Annotated in this window: 23 protein-coding genes; 11 read left to right on the top strand and 12 right to left on the bottom strand. The window is 62.7% G+C overall.

Annotation, left to right across the window (positions count from 1 at the left end):
- Nucleotides 1-126 precede the first annotated feature (126 nt).
- The gene (locus tag K6I40_RS09045) at nucleotides 127-342 is read left to right on the top strand and encodes a hypothetical protein (RefSeq protein ID WP_006432768.1); all 216 of its coding nucleotides are present in this window, start codon (nucleotides 127-129) and stop codon (nucleotides 340-342) included.
- 102 nt (nucleotides 343-444) lie between these two features.
- Here the strand turns inward: K6I40_RS09045 and K6I40_RS09040 are convergent, their stop codons facing one another.
- The 8 genes from K6I40_RS09040 to K6I40_RS09005 all read right to left on the bottom strand — a co-directional run bounded on the left by K6I40_RS09040 (nucleotide 445) and on the right by K6I40_RS09005 (nucleotide 5,141).
- Nucleotides 445-774 carry a gas vesicle protein gene (locus tag K6I40_RS09040; protein ID WP_222918718.1) on the bottom strand — a complete coding sequence of 110 codons (330 nt, stop codon included), beginning with the start codon at nucleotides 772-774 and terminating at the stop codon, nucleotides 445-447.
- Entirely contained in the window at nucleotides 771-1,733 is a 963-nt protein-coding gene (gene gvpL, locus K6I40_RS09035) for a gas vesicle protein GvpL (RefSeq protein ID WP_222918717.1), read from the bottom strand. Before gvpL ends, K6I40_RS09040 begins: the two co-directional genes overlap by 4 nt.
- Nucleotides 1,730-2,074, bottom strand: coding sequence for a gas vesicle protein K (locus K6I40_RS09030; RefSeq protein ID WP_222918716.1), 345 nt, complete (start codon nucleotides 2,072-2,074; stop codon nucleotides 1,730-1,732). The genes gvpL and K6I40_RS09030 overlap by 4 nt, the downstream gene beginning before the upstream one ends.
- Nucleotides 2,071-2,655 carry a gas vesicle protein gene (locus K6I40_RS09025; RefSeq protein ID WP_222918715.1) on the bottom strand — a complete coding sequence of 195 codons (585 nt, stop codon included), beginning with the start codon at nucleotides 2,653-2,655 and terminating at the stop codon, nucleotides 2,071-2,073. The genes K6I40_RS09030 and K6I40_RS09025 overlap by 4 nt, the downstream gene beginning before the upstream one ends.
- An 86-nt stretch (nucleotides 2,656-2,741) precedes the next feature.
- Nucleotides 2,742-3,680 carry a hypothetical protein gene (locus K6I40_RS09020; protein WP_222918714.1) on the bottom strand — a complete coding sequence of 313 codons (939 nt, stop codon included), beginning with the start codon at nucleotides 3,678-3,680 and terminating at the stop codon, nucleotides 2,742-2,744.
- On the bottom strand, nucleotides 3,677-4,261 hold the full coding sequence (locus K6I40_RS09015; protein ID WP_222918713.1) for an Hsp20/alpha crystallin family protein: 585 nt from the start codon (nucleotides 4,259-4,261) through the stop codon (nucleotides 3,677-3,679). Before K6I40_RS09015 ends, K6I40_RS09020 begins: the two co-directional genes overlap by 4 nt.
- Nucleotides 4,261-4,515, bottom strand: a complete 255-nt coding sequence (gvpF, locus tag K6I40_RS09010) for a gas vesicle protein GvpF (RefSeq protein ID WP_222918712.1) — start codon at nucleotides 4,513-4,515, stop codon at nucleotides 4,261-4,263. The genes K6I40_RS09015 and gvpF overlap by 1 nt, the downstream gene beginning before the upstream one ends.
- Before the next feature lie 2 nt (nucleotides 4,516-4,517).
- Nucleotides 4,518-5,141 carry a GvpL/GvpF family gas vesicle protein gene (locus tag K6I40_RS09005; RefSeq protein WP_222918711.1) on the bottom strand — a complete coding sequence of 208 codons (624 nt, stop codon included), beginning with the start codon at nucleotides 5,139-5,141 and terminating at the stop codon, nucleotides 4,518-4,520.
- 385 nt (nucleotides 5,142-5,526) lie between these two features.
- On the opposite strand from K6I40_RS09005, the gene gvpA reads away from it, so the two are divergent.
- From gvpA to gvpO, 3 genes are all read left to right on the top strand, one after another.
- Nucleotides 5,527-5,814, top strand: coding sequence for a gas vesicle structural protein GvpA (gvpA, locus tag K6I40_RS09000; RefSeq protein ID WP_222918710.1), 288 nt, complete (start codon nucleotides 5,527-5,529; stop codon nucleotides 5,812-5,814).
- 6 nt (nucleotides 5,815-5,820) lie between these two features.
- Nucleotides 5,821-6,849, top strand: a complete 1,029-nt coding sequence (gene gvpN / locus K6I40_RS08995) for a gas vesicle protein GvpN (protein ID WP_222918709.1) — start codon at nucleotides 5,821-5,823, stop codon at nucleotides 6,847-6,849.
- 61 nt (nucleotides 6,850-6,910) lie between these two features.
- Nucleotides 6,911-7,456 carry a gas vesicle protein GvpO, halophile-type gene (gene gvpO, locus K6I40_RS08990; RefSeq protein WP_222918708.1) on the top strand — a complete coding sequence of 182 codons (546 nt, stop codon included), beginning with the start codon at nucleotides 6,911-6,913 and terminating at the stop codon, nucleotides 7,454-7,456.
- A 245-nt stretch (nucleotides 7,457-7,701) separates the two neighbouring features.
- Here the strand turns inward: gvpO and K6I40_RS08985 are convergent, their stop codons facing one another.
- Complete coding sequence (locus tag K6I40_RS08985) at nucleotides 7,702-8,253, bottom strand: gas vesicle protein GvpH (RefSeq protein WP_222918707.1); 552 nt, start codon at nucleotides 8,251-8,253, stop codon at nucleotides 7,702-7,704.
- A gap of 563 nt (nucleotides 8,254-8,816) precedes the next feature.
- On the opposite strand from K6I40_RS08985, the gene K6I40_RS08980 reads away from it, so the two are divergent.
- Nucleotides 8,817-9,167 carry a CHY zinc finger protein gene (locus tag K6I40_RS08980; RefSeq protein ID WP_222918706.1) on the top strand — a complete coding sequence of 117 codons (351 nt, stop codon included), beginning with the start codon at nucleotides 8,817-8,819 and terminating at the stop codon, nucleotides 9,165-9,167.
- Between the two features lie 41 nt (nucleotides 9,168-9,208).
- On the opposite strand, the gene K6I40_RS08975 is transcribed toward K6I40_RS08980, so the two are convergent.
- Entirely contained in the window at nucleotides 9,209-10,678 is a 1,470-nt protein-coding gene (locus K6I40_RS08975) for a helix-turn-helix domain-containing protein (RefSeq protein WP_222918705.1), read from the bottom strand.
- A 140-nt stretch (nucleotides 10,679-10,818) separates the two neighbouring features.
- Here K6I40_RS08975 and mutS point away from each other — a divergent pair, with 140 nt between their 5' ends.
- From mutS to K6I40_RS08955, 4 genes are all read left to right on the top strand, one after another.
- Nucleotides 10,819-13,680 (top strand): DNA mismatch repair protein MutS, encoded by a 2,862-nt coding sequence (gene mutS, locus K6I40_RS08970; RefSeq protein ID WP_222918704.1) that lies wholly within the window; start codon nucleotides 10,819-10,821, stop codon nucleotides 13,678-13,680.
- A 153-nt stretch (nucleotides 13,681-13,833) separates the two neighbouring features.
- A complete protein-coding gene (locus K6I40_RS08965; protein WP_222918703.1) occupies nucleotides 13,834-13,977 on the top strand; it encodes a hypothetical protein in 144 nt (47 codons plus the stop codon).
- Between the two features lie 89 nt (nucleotides 13,978-14,066).
- Nucleotides 14,067-14,522: a YbhB/YbcL family Raf kinase inhibitor-like protein gene (locus tag K6I40_RS08960; RefSeq protein ID WP_222918702.1), complete on the top strand. Its 456-nt coding sequence runs from the start codon at nucleotides 14,067-14,069 to the stop codon at nucleotides 14,520-14,522.
- 69 nt (nucleotides 14,523-14,591) lie between these two features.
- Nucleotides 14,592-14,798 (top strand): helix-turn-helix domain-containing protein, encoded by a 207-nt coding sequence (locus K6I40_RS08955; RefSeq protein WP_222918701.1) that lies wholly within the window; start codon nucleotides 14,592-14,594, stop codon nucleotides 14,796-14,798.
- Between the two features lie 39 nt (nucleotides 14,799-14,837).
- On the opposite strand, the gene nucS is transcribed toward K6I40_RS08955, so the two are convergent.
- The gene (gene nucS, locus K6I40_RS08950; protein WP_222918700.1) at nucleotides 14,838-15,581 is read right to left on the bottom strand and encodes an endonuclease NucS; all 744 of its coding nucleotides are present in this window, start codon (nucleotides 15,579-15,581) and stop codon (nucleotides 14,838-14,840) included.
- A 125-nt stretch (nucleotides 15,582-15,706) separates the two neighbouring features.
- Between nucS and K6I40_RS08945 the strand changes: the two genes are divergently transcribed.
- Nucleotides 15,707-16,309: a hypothetical protein gene (locus K6I40_RS08945; RefSeq protein WP_222918699.1), complete on the top strand. Its 603-nt coding sequence runs from the start codon at nucleotides 15,707-15,709 to the stop codon at nucleotides 16,307-16,309.
- Nucleotides 16,310-16,352: 43 nt separating this feature from the next.
- On the opposite strand, the gene K6I40_RS08940 is transcribed toward K6I40_RS08945, so the two are convergent.
- Nucleotides 16,353-16,838 carry a hypothetical protein gene (locus tag K6I40_RS08940; RefSeq protein WP_222918698.1) on the bottom strand — a complete coding sequence of 162 codons (486 nt, stop codon included), beginning with the start codon at nucleotides 16,836-16,838 and terminating at the stop codon, nucleotides 16,353-16,355.
- A 360-nt stretch (nucleotides 16,839-17,198) separates the two neighbouring features.
- On the opposite strand from K6I40_RS08940, the gene K6I40_RS08935 reads away from it, so the two are divergent.
- Nucleotides 17,199-19,133 carry a beta-CASP ribonuclease aCPSF1 gene (locus K6I40_RS08935; RefSeq protein ID WP_222918697.1) on the top strand — a complete coding sequence of 645 codons (1,935 nt, stop codon included), beginning with the start codon at nucleotides 17,199-17,201 and terminating at the stop codon, nucleotides 19,131-19,133.
- Nucleotides 19,134-19,235 lie beyond the last annotated feature (102 nt).

Below are 19,235 nucleotides of genomic sequence, written 5' to 3'. Positions count from 1 at the left end.
GCGGCTACCGGCCGCATCCGCTGGACTCCGCGTTGCCGGCTGCGACCCGGGTAAGAACGTGATAGTCGGTCGTCCCTTTCGGTTACAAGCCGGATAACTACAACCGGTGACGGCTATCGAACGGGTATGATCACCTGCACTAACTGCGAGACCGCCCAGTTCCTGCAGATCACGCAGAGCCGCGTCTACTTCGAGGACGGCGAGATGATCAACGAAATCTCCGAGACCTACGAGTGTACCCTCTGTGGCGGGACTGGCCAGTACGTCTACGACGACGACAGCGACGAGGAGACCGTCACCGGCGACGTCGAACACACGACGGAACGCCCGAAGTACGCCTGACTGGCAGCCCCCATCCGGGGGCGCAGTCGGTCCGCCGTTCGGATCGGTCCCGGCCGAAGCGACAATTCGCGCCTCATCCCCCTCTATGCCCGTATATCGCCGTTATTCTCCTTCCGACTGGTCGTCCTGATCTTCGGCACCGTCGTGCGAACTCCCGATTCCGAGTTCCGTCAGTTCCTCGAGTTCTCGCTCCGAATCCGGCTCGTCGTACTGACGGCGGTCGACGGCCGCCGTCCGTCGACTGGCGTCCCACTCTTCGAAGAGCCCGTACTCGTTCATCGTCTCCATGCCCGCGATGGCCGCCGTGAGCTTGATTCCGACCAGCGGGATCTCTGCGACCGAGACGATCACGTCCGCACGCAGGATCGCGCCGTCCCTGAGCAGTACGTCGAGCACGTCGACGAACGCATCGTCGTCCTTTCGCGGTCTCATGGCTGTGGGTTCGCGTGATCGCTCGCAGCAGAGGTCCCGTCACCGTCGCCGCCACCGCCGAGCTCCGGTGCGAACGTGTACGGTGGCCACGGTCCGGTGAACCTGACCTCGAGCCCCTCGTTCGCTGCGACGTCGTCGAGTATCGATCCGATCGCTCCCTCGTCGTCCTCGTGAGCCAACAGCGTGAGCCGGCAGAGAGTCTCGCCGTCGTCCGAGTCAGCGCCTGTACCGGCACCACTACCGGCCACGTCATCGGAGAGCGTTGCGTTCGGCGACCGCTCGAGTGCGTGGACTTCCCGCGCTTCGGCTGCCAGCCGCTCCTCGAGGTCGGCGGTCAGCGACTCCCGTCGGGCGGCCCGGAGTTCCATGAGCCGCTGGTCGAACTGCTTCTCGAGTAGGAACGCCGTTCCCTCTGTGGAATCGCCGATCTGCTCGTTGAGCTCACGCAGTCGATCGTCGCGCTCGATCAACGACTCGTCGCTGATGGGATCGATTTCGACGACTTCGACCCGGTACTCCCAGTGACCTGCGAGTCCGGACAGCGCCCGCTCGAGGATGTCCGATTCTGTGCGGAGCCATTCGCGGACGCCCGCATCGTCGCCCCGAAGAATTGTATCAAACTGGAACGGAATCGGCGTCCCGAACACCTGACCGGCCTCGTCGACGACCGTCTGGTGGCGGACGAGCCAGCGCCTGATCTGTGCGAGATTCCCCGAGTCGTAGATCCCCTCACAGGCGTGGACGACGGCTCCGATCCCGTCTTCGGCGATGACCGAGACCGATTCGTCGTCGACGCCGGTGATCTCGAGGGCGGCATCTTCGTCGGCCCGCACGATACAGTAGAGATACCGACCCTCGTCGATATCTGGGGTGTCGGTCGACGCAGCAGCGGGCTGCTCTTCGAGCGACTCGAGGCGGTCAGCGGCGTGTTCGGGGTCGGTAGATTCGTCGTGACTCATTCGTTCTCACCCCCGAACACGGAGTAGCCGGGTTTGTTCGTAGCCGTCGGCTCGCCGTGGAGCTGTTCGATCGCGTCGTTGACCAGCCCGTCCAGATCGCTCCGGAGGTCGTCGACGCCGTCTTCGATCCCCTCGTCGTCTTTGAGCCGCTCGATTTCAGCCTCGATCGTCGCGAGCTGATTCCCGAGGCGTTCGATCTCTTCGTCAGAGAGGTTCCCCGACTCCATGCGACGAACCGCCTCGCGCTCGAGAGTCCCGATCAGGATCTCGACGACGGCGATGACCAGCGTCATCAGCCCGTCACGTGCGTCCTCGCCGTCGCCGACGTCGATCGCCGTCACGATCCGTCACCCTCCGCTTCCGGGGCGGCCTCCGCTGCTTCGGCCTCCTCGTCGGTCGAGTCCGTCTCGTCCTCGCTCGAGTCCGCCTCCGAGTCGTCACTCGAGTCCGAGTCATCGCTGAGCAGGTCGAACCCGCCGCTGGTGGGTCTGTTCGGGTTCGGTCTGGCACCGAGGCGTTCGCTCACCAGTTCCTCGTCGTCGACTGCGAGATCGCTCTTGCTCTCCTCGACGCTTCCGCTGCTGTCGACGCTCTCCTCGCCGTCCGCGTCCGACTCGTCCGCGGTGACGTTGACGCCGCGAGTGGGGTCGATCACTGGATTCGGCCGGTCGGTCTCAGCGAGTTCGGGCTCGTCGACCGCTTCCGCGACGCGGCACATGTCCGTTCCCTCGGGGAACTCGAGACCGTACTTCGCTGCGGTCTCGAACGAGGCGATCGCCGCTCGGACCTGCACGCCGAGCAGTTGCGTGTCGCCGATCGAGACGGCGATGTCGGCGTTGATGACGATCCCCTTGTCCAGTAGCATCTCGACGACCTCTGCGAGGTCGGCCTTCTGCCGGCTGGGCTGGAAGTCATTGGCCATCGCAATCACCCCCAGTGGTGTGCAGGGTCGGCCCACAATCAGTCGTCGCACTCACCTCGCAGCCGGTCGGTTGTCGGAGTAGTGGGTCAGTCATTGTTGTTGCTCTGCTGTCGTTTGTTCCGCCGTTGTCGTTCCCGCTCGAGTTCGAAACGTCGGCCGTAGATTCGCTTCCGCGTAGGTGCCGTCGAGAGCTTGACCTCCTGTGGCACCGTCGAATAGCGGGCTCCGCTGCCGAGGTCACGTCGCTCGGTGGGCATCGTCGCCGCCGCCGTCGGGTTCCGCGAGTTCGTACTCGAGTCCTGCCGACGCATCTTCTTGCGGTTGAACTCATAGAGGTTCTCGAACGTCTCGTGGGTCTCGAGCAGCGCCGTCCGGAAGGCGTCGATCCCCTGCATCGCCTGCTGCTGGATGGCGACCTGATAGGCCTCGGGATCCTCGGCGACGTCGATGTCGCCTAGAGCCTGCTTTGCCATGGAGCCGGCGTCCATCCCCGTATCGAGCACGCCATCCTCGTCGTCTCCGAGCAGTCCGTCACCATCCTCGTCACCGTTTGCGATGTCCGACACCGCGTCTTCGACCATCCCGGCGTCGTCGCCGTCCTCGAGGTCATCCACGGCGTCGTCCAGTTCACGTTTGTTCTCCCAGATGTCGGTCAGATCCGTGGCGTTCCAGGCGTTCAACAGATCGATCGCGTCGAACAGCTCCGTGAAGTCGACGAGTTCGCTTACGCCCTCATCCTCGTTCGCCAGCACGTCGGGGATCTCGCCGAGTTCGATCGAATCGAGGAGTTCGTCCCCGTCGACGGCATCCGGTAACTCGCTCAGATCCATCGCCTCGAGGAGTTCGACGACCTCTTCGGCGACCCGCACGAGGGTATCGAGGTCGCCGACGACCGTTTCGAGAGTGTCGTCGTCAAGGTCGTCTAACGCGTCGCTCTCGCCGAGTGTCTCCTCGAGCCGGTCGAGGCTCTCGGTCGCGTTTTCGAGCAGCGCGTCGAACGTGTCCGCGGACTCGGCGTCGCTCATTCGTCGTCCTCCGCCGCGTCGGTCTCCTCGCCCGCTGCGGGCTCAGGGATGACCTGAACGGTAAGGACCCCGTTCTTGATCATCGCCTGCGATTCCGTTTCCTGCCAGGGGATCTCGATGCGGTCCAGTTCGGATCCTTCGACGGCGATGACGAGCATCGAGTCGTCGAAGCCGACCGTGATGTCGTCCGGATCGGCACCGGCGACGTCTGCGGTGACGACCAGCTCGTCATCGTAGGTTCGGGTCGCCACGTTGTGGTCGCTCGAGGGACTCGACGATCGGATGCGGCGCTTCCGCGATCGATCGCTGTCCCCGTCCCGCGACCCGTCGCCGCCGAACCGATCCCGATCGAGCGGCGACTCGTCCGCGAGATCGTCGGCCGATCGGATCGAGATGTCGTAATCGAAGACCGTCCGGTCGCTCCGTCGCCGTCCCGAGGTCGACTTCGGACCGCTCTCGAGCGATTCGAGGGCGGACAACAGGCTCGAGAGCCAGTGGTCGTTCTCGTCGGCGAGCTGATCGTCGGTGCTGCGGTCGTCGTCCGATTCGTCGCGGTCGTCGTGCGAGGGGGTATCGCTCATTATCGTTTCACCTCCACGCGGCCACTCGAGAGCCGCTCGTGAACGTCACGAGCGGTCTCGAGTTCCGCCTCGAGTTCTTCCTTGCGACGCCGGTACTCCTCCTCGGAGCGCTCGCCGAGTTCGTACAGCAACTGGTTCTCCTTGAGTTCATCCTCGAGGGCCTCCATATCGTACATCTCGTCGAGTGCGATCGAGTGGAGCGCATTGACGATACCGAGGAACGGTCGAAACAGGAGGTCATCGAGGACGAACATGGTTACTGTTTGGCTCCGATTTTCACGTCAACGAAGCTGTACGGCGCGAACTGACCCGTATACTGGACTATGAGGTCCTCGTGTTCGTCTTCGAAGTCGGCGACGGCGTCGTCGAAGGTCTCGCGCTCGTCCTCGTCGACGAGATACGACCGATTGAGTACAAGGCGGTCGCTGAACAGGTCGTTTTCGACGGACTGTGCGGCGATGGGGTCGAAGACGTCTGCGACGTCCGCCTCGATCGATTCGCGGTCGACATCGGCGTCTGCCTCGCGGACAAGTTTGAGTCCGAGTTCGATCTTGCCCTCAATATCTTTTATCGCGCGTCGGAACGCCGGTCGCGCCCCGCGCAAGACGTTCTTCAGTTCCCGGTCGCTCTCGAAGGCCATGCCGAACTGCATAGGGACGATCGTCGTTCCGCCGTCGTAGTCCATGATCTCCCGGAGGACCTCATCGTGAATCTGGGCGTCCTCGTCGGTCTCTTCGGGATCGGTCGTGTCGATATCGGAGACGACAGCACCGAGTCGCCGATGCGAGATCGTGTAGACGCGTTCGGCACCGGCGACGGCCTCAGTCTCGAACTCGACGGTATCCGACTCCACGATGCCGTAGACGTATCGGTTACTCATCGCGGATCACTCGCTGAACGGTCATGACGCCGCGTCGTAGCCGACGCGAGCCCAGTAGTCGCCGCCCGTTACGGATCCGTCGCTGAGACCCGCGGGTATTGCGCGTCGATACACGCGTGCGTAATACGCCGTTTTTGGTGGGACAGGTCGATGACATGGAACTGCGATAGCTGGTACTCTCGCGACCGACATCGCGGTGGCCGGAGGTACCCGAGTATCGTCATGAATAATTGGTCATCGCCGCGGGTTATCATGGTGCTTGCAATCGCAACCCGGCGGTACGTTCACACGGTAACGCTCCCCTCCGAGACGATAGCGGCAAATTCGGCTCACTCGGCTTGCAATAGCAGCGCGAGCCGTGTTACGAGCCGGCAGTCAAACGAGAGTGTCTATGGCACAACGAACACCAAACTCCTCTAGCCTGGCAGAAGTACTCGACCGCGTCCTCGACAAGGGCGTCGTCATCGACGTCTGGGCGCGCATCTCGGTCGTTGGGATCGAGTTGCTGACCGTTGAGGCCCGCGTCGTGGTCGCCTCGGTCGACACCTTCCTGCACTACGCGGAGGAGATCGCAAAAATTGAGCAAGCCACGGCGGAGGGCGACCTCGACGAACTCGAGGAGCTCGAGGTCGAGCCCCGGCCCGAATCGTCACCGAAGTCAACCTCGCAGTAACACCCGATGGCCGACGATGCCTCGCGCAAGCGCAAGGTCCGTGGCAGGAAGATCACGGCCAATCGCGAGCAGAAGGAGGGTCGTAGAGCGAAGAAAGAGCTCGCGCGAAAGGCACCGAGCGACGGCAACCAGAACGGCCCCCTCACCGATCCGGAGGCGGTCGTTCCCGAACCGTTCGTCGAGACCGACGCCGTCCGGTCGCTGCGCGACCGAATCAACGGCTGGCTCGAGGCGGACCAGCCGGTCCACCTGATCGGCCCGACAGGATGTGGCAAGACGGCGCTCGCGTTGTCGGCCGCCGCAGAGCGCGGTCGACCGGTCGTCTGGCTCAACGGTGACGAGGCAGTCGACACCGCCGCGCTCGTCGGTTCTCACGCCGGCGGCGAACGCTATGAAGAGAACGATCAGTTCGTCAGCGGCGTCAGCAAGAAGACCCAGATCGTCCGCGAACGCTGGGTAGACAACCCGCTCTCGGTCGCGGTCCGAGAGGGTGCGACGCTCGTCTACAACGAGTTCTCGCGTAGCGACCCCGCCGCCCACAACGTCCTCCTGTCGGTCTTCGAGGAGGGCGTCCTTGAGCGACCGGGCAAGCGCGGCGAGGATCGGACGATCGACGTCCACCCCGAATTTCGGGCGATCCTCACGTCGAACGACGTGGAGTACGCCGGGGTCCACGAGCAACAAGACGCGCTGCTCGACCGGTTCATCGGCGTCCACGTCGACTACTACGACGAGGAAACCGAACGTGAGATCGTCGGCGCGCACGTCGACCTCTCCGCGGACGACATTGCGTCCATCGTCGAGACGACGCGGGCGCTCCGCGACGAACTCGAGATCGTCGTCGGAACCCGCACGGCGATCACCGCCGCGAAGGGACTGGCCGTCTTCGACGGCCACGCAGACTCCGAGGAGAACGGCGAGTTCGACAACGAGACGCTGGCAAACGTCTTTACGGACGTGCTCGCCCCAAAGGTCGCGGGCGAAAACGGCGGCGACATCGACGAACTGCGATCGAAGATTACCGAGACAGTCTGATCCAAACCGGCGGTGATCAAATCAACCTGCGTGAACGACACATCGAACTGAACCCAGACCAATGGCTGAAGCCGACGCGCAATCACGAGAGCAGTGCAAGGCCCTCACTACGGACGGCGAGCGCTGCTCACGGCCGGCCCAAGACGACGGCTTCTGCTACCAACACGACGAGAGTAACCCAACAGTGAGCGACAGTCAGGCAGCCCAAGAGGAAGAACAGGCCGACGAACAGGCCGAAGGCGACGAGGTCGAACAGCCGAAATCCCGCGGCACGGCGAGCATGACCGCGGAGGAAATGACCGATCCCGACGAAGTCGAGGCGGACGTCGACGTCGAGCAGAAGGAAATCGAAGGGATCCTGGCGGTCCGCGAGACCGTCCGGTCGACCGCCGGCAAGCTCATCGGCCACGAGTTCGACGGCGTCAGCGAAATCTCCCCGACCGACGACGGCTGGCGCGCCGTCGTCGAGGTCGTCGAACGCCGAGCCGTCCCCGACACTCAGGACATCATCGGCCGCTACGAAATCGAACTCGACACCGAGGCGACCGTCCACGGCTACCGCCGACTCGACCGCTACCGCCGCGGTGACACCACCGAGTTCGAGTAACGCTCGAGCGAGCCTCGCCCGCTCGCGGGCCCTCGAGTGGGAACGCTGTCCGTCGCTCACTGCCGTCGTCTCCTTTTCGTCGCGTTGTGCCCCGGCCGATCGCTCATACTGTCGGATAGAACTAGTTGACTATCGATCGCTGAATTCGTCCGTCTCCACAGTCGACGGACGATCGTTCGCGATCGACTCTGCAGTGACTTCCATCCGACAGTATCGATAGTTTGGAGTTGGAACGAATCAATCTTCTATAAAGAGGAGTCGCTGACTGATTCGAAATCTTCTGATTTTATGTAGACTTCAAGGATACCGTTCTTGAACCAAGCTTTCTTCATTTCGGGTGAGGCCCACGGAAGGTCAACTCGTCCAACAACAGTACCAGTCTTACTAATAACGAGTTCGTTTGTTTTCGGGTTAATACCAAATGAGATGTCGTCTATACTTGTACCAAACATATCAGAAATTACAATAAACTCGTCGTTGGTGAAACGAGTGTCGATTAAACACTCTTCAGATTCTGATTCATACGTCCGTTTCTTCCGCTTACGTTTCACGGACTCTGAACGCTTATTCTGCTTTGTTTGCTTTCTACCAGCAGAAGGGCGTGATTGAGGGGGTTTTCTTGAGGTCGTTGTACCACTTATGCCTCCTTCAACTACATTTCTCAATCTATCAGACAATGATTGCAACCCAGCTTGAAGAGAGGATTCAAGAGCGGCTCCAAGAGAGTTCCCCTCTTGTTGCCTGTCGAATTTCGACGATTTACTGGTTCCCTGCTCGGTTTCGTCCTCATTGCTCACGAATGTTCACCTTTTGCCATGGTATCATATGGCTCGAACCGGCATAAAGTACTGGATTCACCATTTATTGTGATTCATCAACGCATTCATCTATTGACGATAGACCACACGATATATTTGCATGTATACTTCCACTATAACGTTCAAAACAGCCTTATCCCATCTGACACGCTCCTCTCCCAATTCCCCTAAGGGTTTCCGCTAGTTCTGGTTGTTACGGCCCCGCTATCATCTATCACCGCTACTTCTTGTCTCTCATGGCAGGTACCGGCAGGTTCGTCTTTCTACCAGCACGGCGCGCGCTCTGCGCGCCGCGCAATTGCCCTGCCCCCTTAGGGGCACAGCCAGTGGAACGTTCGCACTGCATATGAACTGACCCTAGAAGCGATTGGTCACAACCACGATTGATGAACCCAACCTCGAGACCTCTCATCTCCCAAGACTTCTAAACCCGACCCCAGACGCGTGATCTCCTAACAGTACCAACCCGCGACCGTCTCAAGGCCGAGCGCCAGTACCGTCCAATCACAAAACCGAAGCACCTGCTAGCCGTCGATCAACTCGTGCAATCGATCGAGGGTCACGAAGTCCACGGCGTCGATGTCGGTCCGGAAACGCGGTGTGCCCATTACGACACCGACCGCGACGTGGTCGCCTTCAAATTCGCCTGCTGCGAGCGCTATTACCCCTGTTTTCGCTGCCACGAGGAAACAACGGACCACGAGGCAATACCGTGGCCTCGAGCCCGGTTCGACGAGCCGTCCGTCCTGTGTGGCGTCTGCGGGGCCGAACTCACTATCCCCGACTACCTCGAGTCCGACTACAGCTGTCCGGCCTGCGACGCCCCGTTCAATCCCGGCTGTGCGACCCACGCGGAGTTGTACTTCGAGACAGCGGACGCAGGCGCAGAATAACGAAACCGATTCGAGTTGTGGTGAGACTCCCCTCAAGCACTTCAGTCGCCGGCCGGAACCGCTCGCGGGTCGGCATCGGGTTCGGGGTCGTCGATCAGGGCCGCTTCGACCCGGGGTGGCAGTTCGTTGACGATCGAGCGACCGTCCTTTTCGCGGACGACCAGGTCGTCGTCCTCGAGCGCGGAAAGATGGTGCGAGACCGTACTGGGATCCCGACCGAGTGCTTCGGCGAGCCGGCTATTGGGTGCCCGACCGAGCTCAGCGAGGGTCTCGAGCACCTCGCGTTTGGCGGGTTCCGCGAGGGCAGCCTGCAGTTCGGCTCCCTCAATCTCGAGGAAGTACCGGCGTTTTCCGTTGCGTTTGATCGGCGTCACCAAGTCCTCGTCTTCCAGAATCCGGACGTGGTAGCGAACCGTCGAGAGGGGGATATCGGCCCGGTCGCTGACCTGCGAGAGGTAACAGCCAGGCTCGTCCGCGATCGTCTCGTAGATCGCCCGGCGGCGGTCGTGCTCGAGCGGATCGGAATCGTCGTACTGACTGTATCGGAAGAGGGGGAAGAGCTTCCAGAGGTCCGTCCCCGCTCGTCGGAGCTGCTCTCCGCCGCGGACCTGACTCAGCCAGCCGGCCGTCGCGGTGCTCGTACCTCCGGCGGCCCCGGACGCACTGGCACCGCCTGCCGCCGCACCGGAGGCGCTGATCGCTCCTAACAGCCCGACCAGCACGGCGTCAGTCGCTGTCTCGGTGTTTCCGGGCACCGCGGACGGGCCGAATTGGTCACCGCTCTCGCTCCCGACACTCGCGTTGTCGGCCGTCGATTTACCGTCGCTCTCGCCGGTGCCGTCGGCGCTCGAGTCCTGGTCCTCGGTCCCGATTTCGGCCTCGAGAGCGGTGTTGACTCCTGTCTCGTTGGCGATCGTCTCGACGGCCGATTTCATTTCATCGACCGCTGTGCCAACCGTATCCTCGGTTTTGTTGATCGCTGTATCGACAGTGTCCGCCGTTCCGTCGACCGCCGTATCGACAGTGTCCACCGTTTCATTGCCTGCCGAATCCACGGTATCTCCCGGTTGGTCGGCCGTTTCTCCGGTTTCATCGACCACTGTATCGACGGCATCGCCCGTTTCGGAGACGGTATCGCCGGCTGTTTCGGTCGTCTCGTTCTCGACAGCGTCAGTCGTACTACCGGTGGTGTTTTCGACCGTATCAGTCGTACTGTCGGCGGTACTTTCGTCTGTATCGGCCGTATTGTCGGTGGTATCCTCGGCGGTATCTGCAGTGCTATCGGTAGTGTCCGAATTGGTGTCAGTCGAACTGTCAGTCGTGTTCTCGGGTGTTCCCGTCGTCTCGTCGCTCTCGAGGAGGGAATCGCTGGCCGGGTGCGTGACCGAACTCGTCAGTGTCGAGTCGCCACTGGAGACCGCGGCCGCGCCACCCGCAACGACGCTGGCGAGCACCGCGGTGACGACGAGACACGCGAGCACACGCATCACGATCGACGAATCCCGTTCCATACCAGTCACCAACTATGTGTGGTCGACCGTAATACGTTTTTCCCGTTTCGTGACAGTCAGTGAACCCGATAGGTGGAGCTAGAGTCACCGGTGGGACGGATCCAGCAAGGTATTTGAGCGTCGGGCGGCCGAATTCGGGTATGGACCCGGCGCTTGGCCCTCCGGAGGCGATGGCCGAGAAGCGCGATGAGCTGACGCCCATGATGGCGCAGTATCACGATCTCTGTGCGCGCTACGACGATGCGATCGTTCTCTTTCAGGTAGGGGACTTCTACGAGACGTTCTGTGGCGCGGCCGAGCGCACTGCGCGGCTGCTCGAGATCGCGCTGACCAGCCGCGAGGACAGCACCGGCGAGTATCCGATGGCCGGCATCCCGATCGACAACGTCGAGTCATACATCGAAGAGTTGCTCGAAGCGGGGTATCGGGTCGCGGTTGCCGATCAGGTCGAGGAGCCCGGCGAGACCTCGGGGGTCGTCGAACGGGCGGTCACGCGCGTGATCACGCCTGGGACGCTCACCGAGGACGAACTGCTCGCGAGCGACGACAACAACTTCGTCGCGGCAGTCGCTCGCGACGATGCATCTCCCGGCGAGGACGATGCGCTTGCACTGGCCCTACTCGACGTCTCCACGGGTGATTTCCTCGCGACGAGTTCAACCTCGAGGGAGTCCATCGCTGACGAGGTGAGTCGGTTCGCGCCCGCGGAGGCCGTCATTGGTCCGGACGCACCCGCTGATCTCGTTCCGGCGAACTGCATGGTCACGCCGTACGACGAGGACGCGTTCGACCGCGAGCGAGCGGGCGAGAAACTCTCGGCGTACTTCCGAAATCCCGACGCCCTGCTGGCGAGCGACGCCGAGATTCGGGCCTGCGGCGCGCTCCTTTCCTACGCGGAGTACGTCCGCGGCGGCGAACACGAGGGCGAATGCGGCGACGAAGACGACTGCACCGAAGCGAGCGACGACGATGCAGACGCGACCGGGAGTCCGGACGAGGACGCTCACCTCGAGTATCTCACCCACCTCACGCGGTACGATCCTCGCGAGTACCTGCTGTTAGACGCCGTCGCCCTGCGGAGTCTCGAGCTGTTCGAACCCCGCGCCATCAACGGGCGGGACGACGCGACGCTCGTCGGCGTTCTCGATGAGACCGCCAGCGCGCTCGGCGGGCGGAAACTTCGCGACTGGCTCCGACGGCCGCTGCTCGAGCCCGATCGCATCGAGGCGCGACTGGACGCCGTCGAGGAACTCACGAGCGCGGTCCGGACGCGCGAACGACTGCACGAGCACCTGCGGGATGTCTATGACCTCGAGCGACTGATCGGGCGGATCTCCCGCGAGCGAGCGAACGCGCGGGATCTGCGGTCGCTGCGGGACACCCTCGCCGTGGTGCCCGACATCCGCGAGGGGCTCGCCGACGCCGACTGCGACCGGCTCGAGCGGCTGCACGCCGATCTCGATCCGCTGGCGGATGTCCGCGAGTTGATCGACGACGCGATCGTGTCGGATCCGCCGATCGAGATCACCGAGGGCGGGATCATCGCCGAGGACTACGACGAAGACCTCGATACTCTGCGTGGGACCGCCCGCGACGGGAAGCAGTGGATCGACGACCTCGAGGAACGAGAGCGCGAGCGGACTGGGATTACCTCGCTAAAGGTCGGCTACAACTCAGTCCACGGCTACTATATCGAGGTGACGAATCCGAACCTCGAGTCGGTGCCCGAGGACTATCAGCGCCGACAGACCCTCAAAAACTCGGAACGGTTCGTCACGCCAGAACTCAAGGAACGCGAGGACGAGATCGTCGGCGCAGAAGAGCGCGCCGACGAGCGTGAGTACGAACTCTTCTGTGACGTTCGCCGCGAGATCGCCGACGAGGTCGAGCGCGTGCAGGGACTCGCCGAGGCGCTCGCCACGCTCGACGCACTCGTCTCGCTGGCGACAGCCGCCGCCCAGTACGACTACTGCCGGCCCGAGATCCTCGAGCGCGACGGGAGTCAGACCCTCGAGATCGAGGGCGGTCGTCACCCGGTCGTCGAGCGCACCCAAGAGTCGTTCGTCCCGAACGATGCCCGCTTCGCGAGCGATCGCCGGCTAGCGGTGATTACGGGACCGAACATGTCCGGTAAGTCGACCTACATGCGACAGGTAGCCCAGATCGTCCTGCTTGCGCAGGTCGGGAGTTTCGTTCCTGCAAGCGCTGCCCGGATCACGCCCGTCGATCGAATCTTTACCCGCGTCGGGGCCAGCGACGACATCGCTGGCGGTCGATCGACGTTCATGGTCGAGATGGACGAACTCGCGACGATCCTTCGGGAGGCCGACGAGAACTCGCTCGTCCTGCTCGACGAAGTGGGCCGAGGCACCTCAACGGCCGACGGAATGGCCATCGCACAGGCGATCACCGAACACCTCCACGATCGGGTCGGAGCGACAACGCTCTTCGCGACGCATCACCACCCGCTGACCGAACTGGCCGACGTCCTCGCGGCCGCGTTCACGCTCCACTTTGAAGTCGATCAGGAAGACGGCGACGTGGTCTTCTACCACGAGATCGCCGCCGGCGCGGCGACAGGCTCCTACGGCGTCGAGGTCGCGACCGCGGCCGGCGTTCCCGAGCCGGTGGTCGAGCGGTCGCGGGAGCTGGTCGCGGACGCGGCCGACGAGGGGATCGAGGGAGGGGGAGAGACCGATGTAGCGTTCGACAGCGACTCGAGCGATGGGGCGGCTTCCGATCCCGACGGCGAGCCACCCGCGACGGCGACTGCGGACGGCGGTGAGCAAACCGCAGGTGAGCGCGAGCGAAGCGATCGCGATCCACATCGGAACGCAAAGCGTTCCGAGGAAGGTTCGCGATCCTCGTCGGAGCTCGACTCCGACGTCGGTGACGTACCAGCAGATGTCGCCGCCGAACTCCGCGCGCTCGATCTTGCCCACCTCACGCCCGTCGAGGCGCTAACGGAGCTCGATCGACTGAAGCGGTTGCTCGAGGAGTGACGACAGTCAGCGACGGCTAACCAGCAATTTTTCGGTAATGGGGAGTTCGAACGGCTCGTCGAAATACCGCCGGTCCCTGCGAAGCACCCCGAGAAGACTGTGTGTTGCAACGCCCTGCACAACACACAACTGACTTGGCATCAAATTGATTCTATGACATATCGTTCGACGATCGGCTGGTCGCTCATCACGTCGGGTATCGTCACGCTGTTGCTCGCCTTTCTCCCGGGCGATTCGCTGTGGTGGGGAATCGGGCTACTGATCCTCGGAATCGTCATCTTCGTGGGTCGTCGGTAGCCGGCCGCTCTCCGGATGCTGCCTGTAAGTTTATTCTATCTGGCGAGCGAACACCCGACCCGGGACCGCACACGGAGGTGGTGATCGAAATGGGAGACCTGACACTCAAGAGCCCCGAGTTCGACGACGGGGAACGAATCCCGGAGGAGTACGGCTACACGGAAACGAACGTCAACCCGCCGCTCGAGATCAGCGGCGTTCCGGACGACGCCGAATCGCTCGCGCTGGTCGTTGACGATCCCGACGCGAAGGAACCCGCCGGCAAGGTATGGGATCACTGGGTCGTCTGGAATATCCCGCCGGCAACGGCGACGATTCCGGAAGACTGGGATGCCGATGACGCGATCGAGGGGACGAACGACTACGGCGACCACGGCTACGGCGGCCCGAACCCGCCGGACAGGGAACACACCTACCGGTTCGAACTGTTCGCCCTGGATACGACGCTCGACCTCGGAACTGACGCGAGCGCGGACGACCTCGAGTCGGCAGTGGAGGGCCAGGCCCTCGAGCGGGCGCAACTCGAGGGAACGTATCCGGCATAATAGTCAGTGAGGGAACCATTAAAAAACACGTACTGATAGTCATCGAATCCGTCGAACTGACGACAAACGATGACTGAGGGCCCGGCTCGTCCGCATCGCATCGGTGACAGTACGACCCTCGAGACGGCCTACAGCGCCGGCTTTTTCGACTGGCCGCGAGAGCAAAGCGGCGAAGACGTCGCCGAGATGCTGGATGTCCCCGCCGGTAACGTTCTCCCAACATCTTCGAACGGCCCAGCGAAAGGCCATGGAAACGCTGCTCACAGCGGCGACTGACGCGGATAGCTAATCCCCAGCGAGCGGCCGGGAGTCCGTTCACTCGGCCGGCGGCTCGAGCGAGACGAACTCGAGGCTGTGTTCAGTCAGGAGCCGACTCGCACGGTCGGTGACTGAAGGGGAGACCAGAATCCCGCGAACGGCGGCGTCGGCATGGAGGTCGCGCTCGAGGGCGTCAACGTAGCGCCGGAGCTGGCTCACCGCGTCGGGCCCGACTCGGCGACGCTTCAGTTCGACCACGACCGCCCGGCCGGCGGAGTCCTCGCCATAGATGTCAACCGCACCCGCGGGTGTGTCGCGTTCGGTCGCCAGCGGCGTGAAGCCGGTCTCGAGCAGGGCGGGGTCCTCGAGGATTCGCTGTCGGAGGTCCTCCTCAGTGCCGACGAGGGCGAGCTCGTTCTCGTCGGACCCCGAGAACGCGGAGACCTGCAACACTTCCCGAAACCTGACACAGAGCCGTTCGTCCGGCGTTGATCGCAGGCTCTCGAGGATGAGTGCCCCGTCCTCGCAGGACACATCGTGGTCACAGCCTGGCGGCTGCCAGTTAACCGGCTGCTGGCCCTCGTCGGTGTGGACCAGCGCTGCGCCGTCGGGCTTGAGCATGACGTGGCGATGGCCCGCCTCGAGGCGGCTTGAGGCCCGGCCGTCGTAATCGACAGTACACCGCCCGTAAACGGTCACGATCGCGTTGCGATCGATCCCGCTGGCGACGACGTCGCGAGCGGCCACTGGCGTCGGCTCCTGGAGGGTTTCCGTTCGCGTACCGTCCTCTGGATCCGTCACTGGACCGTGGTAGTAGGGGAACGGATAAAAGGTGCCCGCTGTTGGGCGGATTCGCGGCGATTCGGCGGACTCAAGTCCGGACCAACGCAGAAGGTATATCCACGTTCGTCCCTGCGCAAAACACGATGTCGAACCTATCGACCCGTCGTGGGTTCCTCGCACTGTCCGGTACCGGCGCCGCTGCATCGCTCGCTGGCTGTTCTCAGCTCGATTCGATTGGGCAGTCGAACGACGAGGGAGCGAACGGGGTCACGCTATCGGTCACGCCGGACCAGGAGGAATTGGTCAGTCTCGAGGAAGAAATCCAAGCCGATATCGACAACGGCAATCTTAGCGAACAGGAGGCGGGACAGGAGTTCCAAGACAGGCGACTCGAGTTGATGAAAGAAACCACGACGTCGTTCGAAGAATCGGCCGGCGAGAGCGACCTTTCGGTCGAGGAATCGAAGCCGAAGTACGGACTGCTCCGTGTTACGGGGCCCGACGAGGCGATCATGGATACACTTCGAAACGGAGATGTCAGTGGCATCTATCCCGGTGAGCAGTACGATATGTTCATCCAGCGACAACAACAGCAAGAGCAACAACAGGCGATGCTCGAAGAACAGCAGCAAGCACAGAACGCGGGCAACGAGACTACCGAATCGGGCTCCGACAACGTGACCAATGGATCCGGCTCCGGCAACGAGACTACCGAATCCGACTCCAGCAACGAGACGGCCGAGTAACTCGAACATCGGCCAATAGTCGGCTACTCCCCTCTCCCAAGATTTACCGCTCGAGGGCGAACGGGCTCTCTCGTTCGGTCCAGTTCCAGCCCGGCAACCGCTCTTGAAAGCCGGCGGCGAGGGCTGCCTCGCAGTCGTCAATGCCGGCGTTTTCGTCTTCGTCGCCGTGGACCTGAATATCGGCGTAGTGAAAGGTCGCTTCGCCGAGCGTCCGTAACGGTTGCGGGCCAGCGATCGTCGCAGCCAGTTCGCGCCCGAGGAGTTCGTCGACGACAAACCCCGGATAATCGCCCTCGACGTCGAGTTCTCTGAGGATCATGACCATCGCTGCGACGTTGACCGCCAGATCGCCGTCCGCGAAGACGGCATCGACTTCCTCGCGGTACTGTGGTTCGGTGACCGCGTCGACATCGGTTCCGAAGGCCTCGCCGAGATCATCCCGAACGTCGTTGATGAGGGGAACGACCGTGTCGGCTCGATTCGCGATCCACTCCCGCTCCTCGCGGACTCGAGTCGGGGTAACGTACATGCGATACTGACTGGTATCACCCCCATGGCCCTGATTTTTGCGAAGGCTTTTATACCACGCAAAGAATAGCCTCGAGTAAGCGGGTTCTCCCTGGAATTGTCCCGCACGGACCAGGATAACCGATCCGGGAGCGTGTTCGTCAGGTACGGAGTAGGATACGATGAATCGGGAGATGAGACGGAGTACGAGCGATGTTGTCCCACGTGGGCGGCGACGCTCGCAGTCGGTTCCGACGCGACGGACGCCGCTTGGCAACCCTCGTGGAACCGAGATTCGTTCTCCAGACCCGATCCTCTCTCCCCGGCCCGATACCACGTTCGACCCCGGACGACGAGTTCACGCAAGCCACATTGGCGACTTATGAGCACTGTAGAGCAGCAACTCGACGATCTCAAAGCACAGATCACGAGCGAGTTACCGAGCGATATCTCGGTCTCCTCGGTGAAATACGAAGGCCCCGAACTGGTGGTCTATACGCGCGACCCGAAAAAGTTCGCCCAGCAGGGCGATCTCATTCGGCAACTCGCGAGTAAGCTTCGCAAGCGGATCACCGTCCGGCCCGACCCTAGCGTCCTCTCGCGGCCCGAACAGGCTCGCGAAGAGATCATGAACGTCCTCCCCGAGGACGCGGGCGTTACTGACCTCGACTTCCATGCCGACACCGGCGAGGTCGTTATCGAGGCCGAAAAGCCCGGCATGGTCATCGGTCGTCACGGGTCCACGCTCCGCGAAATAACGAAGAGCGTCGGCTGGACGCCCGAAGTCGTCCGCACACCGCCGATCGAATCCTCGACCGTCTCGAACGTTCGGAGCTTCCTCAAGCAGGAACGTGACGAACGTCGGGACATCTTGGAGAAAGTCGGCCGACAGATCCACCGCGAGGAGATGTCCGACGACGAGTACGTCCGCATCACCACGCTGGGCTGCTGTCGCGAGGTTGGGCGAGCGTCGTTCATCCTCTCGACGCCCGAAACGCGAATCCTCATCGACTGCGGCGACAAACCCGGCGCGGAGGGCGAAGTACCGTACCTCCACGCGCCCGAGGCGCTCGGTGCAGGGCCACAGACCATCGACGCGGTCGTCCTCACCCACGCCCACCTCGACCACTCCGCGCTGATCCCGCTGCTGTTCAAGTACGGCTACGACGGCCCGATCTACTGTACCGAACCCACACGAGATCTGATGGGGCTGCTGACGCTCGACTACCTCGACGTCGCAGCCAAGGAAGGACGGAGCCCACCCTACGAAAGCGAGCAGGTCCGCGAAGCGATCAAACACTGCATCCCGCTCGAGTACGGCGACGTCACCGACATCGCGCCGGACGTCAAACTCACCTTCCACAACGCCGGTCACATCCTCGGCTCGGCCGTCTCCCACTTCCACATCGGCGATGGCCTCTACAACGTCGCCTTCTCCGGTGACATTCACTACGACGACACCCGCCTGTTCAACGGCGCGGTCAACGACTTCCCGCGAGTCGAAACACTCGTCCTCGAGTCGACCTACGGCGGTCGCAACGATTACCAGACCGATCAGGCCGACTCCGAGAAAAACCTCAAGGAAGTCATTCAAGAGACCTACGAGAAGGACGGGAAGGTCGTTATTCCCGCCTTCGCGGTCGGTCGCTCTCAGGAGATCATGCTCGTCCTGGAGGAGGCGATGCGCAACGGCGACATCCCTGAGATGCCGGTCCACTTGGACGGCATGATCTGGGAGGCGACGGCGATCCACACCACCTACCCCGAGTACCTCCGGGACGACCTGCGGGACCGCATCTTCCACGACGACGAGAACCCGTTCCTCGCCGAGCAGTTCAACCACATCGACGGCGGCGAGGAGGAACGACAGGACGTCGCCGACGGCGAACCCTGTATCATTCTTTCGACCTCCGGGATGGTCACCGGCGGTCCGATCATGTCCTGGCTCGGCCATCTCGGTCCCGATCCAGACTCGTCGCTCGTCTTCGTCGGCTACCAGGCTCAAGGAACCCTCGGCCGACGCATCCAGAACGGCTGGGACGAGATCCCGACCAGCGAAGTCGGCGCCATGGGCAACGGCGGCGGCCGCGGCACCCTCTCGCTGAACATGAACGTCGAAACCGTCGACGGCTTCTCCGGCCACGCCGACCGCGCCGGCCTCGAGAACTTCGTCAAGACGATGAATCCCCGCCCCGAGAAGGTCCTCTGTGTCCACGGCGACGAGCGGTCCACGCAGGACCTCTCGAGCGCACTCTACCACGACTTCGACATGCGAACGTTCGCACCGAAGAACCTCGAGACCTTCCGCTTCCTATAGAAAGCCCTCGGCGAGCCCTGGCGGGCTCGCCTCGCCCTTTTAGTCCGCCAGGACCGAACCGAGGCGCGGCGCGCGGATCCGCGCGCCGCGCGGCGGCCTGCC

The sequence above is a fragment of the Natrinema sp. SYSU A 869 genome, from assembly GCF_019879105.1.
Classification (GTDB): Archaea; Halobacteriota; Halobacteria; order Halobacteriales; family Natrialbaceae; genus Natrinema.
The sequence above is the reverse complement of the archived record's forward strand: the minus strand, read 5'-3'. Positions and strand labels throughout refer to the sequence as shown.